Source organism: Streptomyces hokutonensis (genome assembly GCF_000376565.1).
GTDB lineage: Bacteria > Actinomycetota > Actinomycetes > Streptomycetales > Streptomycetaceae > Streptomyces > Streptomyces hokutonensis.
This window is the reverse complement of the sequence record NZ_BARG01000158.1, coordinates 1-2427: the sequence shown is the minus strand read 5'-3', so window position 1 is coordinate 2427 and position 2427 is coordinate 1. Positions and strand designations below refer to the sequence as shown.

1 protein-coding gene is annotated in these 2427 nt (G+C 63.1%); it reads right to left on the bottom strand.

Annotation, left to right across the window (positions count from 1 at the left end):
- Positions 1–110: 110 nt before the first annotated feature.
- Positions 111–1892, bottom strand: a complete 1782-nt coding sequence (locus tag SSP08S_RS54450) for a reverse transcriptase/maturase family protein (RefSeq protein WP_019076035.1) — start codon at positions 1890–1892, stop codon at positions 111–113.
- Between the last annotated feature and the right edge of the window lie 535 nt (positions 1893–2427).

The following is a 2427-nucleotide window of genomic DNA, read 5'->3' as shown; positions in this document are numbered from 1 at the left end:
GGTTGGGTCGGCCGCGCGGCGAGGTGCCCGCCGTGAGGGCGAGTCCTGTTCCGCGCGGCCTCCCGCCGAACCGGACATGACGGTTTCCCGGTCATCCGGCTCTCCAGTGACTATTGCGTGAATGGTCTGGCTGGCCGTTCCGAATGGATACGGTCGTGGCAGATGTCGCAGGCCACGACTGTTTTGCGGCGCCGATGGAGCATGACGCGCGCCCAGTCGGAAGGCTGCCATCCGGCATGTGCGAGGTCGGCGAGAGCGCGGACGTGGTGCACTTGCACGTTGCCCTTGCTTCCGCAGATCTCGCAGGTATCCGCCAGGAGTCTCGCGATGAGTTCCTTCTGCGGGTAGTCCACCCGGACAGGTTCACGATCGGCGAGTTCCGCCGCCCGCTGCCGTTGGAGGGGAATCCCACCGAACCGCGCCACCAGTGGTTTCCTGTTCTTCCGCTCGATTCGGGCCTCGAAACAGACTCGGGGCCCATTGGGGGTGTCGATTCTGGCCTTGTGCTTGGCGGCCATCTTCGACACGGACGAGCGGTGCTTGGCTGCAAGAGTCTTGAGCATGGAAGTCTCCATGACCCATTGCAGTCGATGCAGCCGGAAGACATCTCCGGCAAGCAGGTAGTACTGGACAACGCCCCGATAGACGGTCCCGAAGGTCGCCACGATCGCGTGATCGCTGCTGTTGATCAGGGCCGTCTTCTTCGCGGGTTTTCCGCGATCGGTATAGGGGGCGCACTTGGCTTTGATCACGTCCCGTGGGACACGGAGTGCTATCTGGCCGTTGACCCGACGGTAACGGCCGGTCTTCTTCGTGTCGTTGTGCTGGGTCGTGATCTCGTAGCCGAGAAACCTCGCTGCCTGGGTGCGGGCGTGAGTGATCAGTGTCTTTTCCTGGGACAGTTCCAGCTTGAGTTCATCACGCAGGAACTGTCCGAGGCGTTGTTTGATCTGCTCGGCCTCGGCTTTCGGTCCGGTGAAACCAAGGAGGTGATCATCCGCGTAGCGGATATAGCGCAGCCTGCGGTATCCCGGATCGTTAGGATCCGCGCTCGGCAGGCTCACCATCCGCTGACGCAGCGCGCGGGCCTGGACCCGGTCGCCGCGCCGGCGGGCTTTCGCCAGCAGATTCTGCAACTCCAGATAGGCCGGGTTGCGGGCCCGGCGCTTCCCCCGGGTGTACTCCGGAATCAGAACTGTCTCGACGAACTCATCCAGCTTGTGCAGGTAGATGTTGGACAGGATCGGGGAAGCCACCCCGCCTTGCGGCGCTCCGGAGAGCGTGGCGCCCCATCTCCAGTCCTCCAGATATCCGGCTGTCAGCATGTTGCGCACCAGCCGCAGGAACCGCTGGTCATGGATCTTCTCGCCGAGGATCGACAGCAGGACCTCGTGGTCCAGGCTGCCGAAGCAGTCGGCGATGTCCCCTTCGATGAACCAGGACGTCCCGGTCCAGGTGTGGTCCACCTCCCGCAAAGCGGTATGGCAGCCACGGCGGGGACGAAACCCATGAGAGCGGCCGGAGAACGTCGGTTCGTAGTACGCCTCCAATAACAGGCGGACCACTTCACCGACGAGCTTGTCCGACCAGGTCGGCAGCCCCAGCGGACGCGTCTTCCCATTCTTCTTCGGGATATGAACGCGCCGGACCGGGCGAAAGCGGTAACGCTCGTGGCGCATCGCCTCGATGATCCGGTCGATCTTCCGCTGTGACATGCCGTCCACGGTTTCCGACGTGACCCCGGGCGTCATCGCACCATGGTTGGCGTAGATACGCCCGTAGGCCAGCAGATACAACTGCGGATTGAACAGCTGCCGATACAGTTCATCACAGGGCAGGCCACGCCTGCCGCGTTCACGCAGGACACCCAACACCGTTTTGGCGCTCTGCATTTCGCATACCTCCCGAGTCGGGGTGTCCGAATCACCTGGCCCCCTTCGCCCGATGCGAACGGCTTTCCCGTCCTCCCTGGCCGGTCGTGACTCCGGCGACTACTACGGGGCCTCCGTCGCCATAGGACTCGCGTCCCGTAGGCGATCCCACGTTCGTCCCTGTCTGTACGTTCTAGCGCGACACAGGCGTCCCACTCATCTCCTTGAATGTCCTCGCTGGACATCGCCCCGTACCCCGGAAGTGCTCCGGCCAACAATCGAAGCCGGAGCAGAGTGCGGCGCCGGTTTCAGCTGTCATTTCCGGCGGATGGGAACTTGCATCTTCTGGAGATTAGGCTTCAAACAATCCAGTCTTCGCCATATCGCGCGGGCCGCCCAGCACACCGTCCCTGACAACTGGGCCCGGTCACTGGTTTTCTGACATGCTGTTGTCCCCTTCACCTTTCGGATCCAGGTAAGTCATCCGGCCCGGAAACCTCCTTCCGAGTTCCTCCCGGCTCAGCCGGGGATACAAACAGGGCGCCTCGTGGCGCAC

What these genes read in the sequence shown, in the direction of transcription:
- SSP08S_RS54450 (WP_019076035.1), bottom strand. Translation starts at nt 1,892, where the DNA reads ATGCAGAGCGCCAAAACGGTGTTGGGTGTCCTGCGTGAACGCGGCAGG.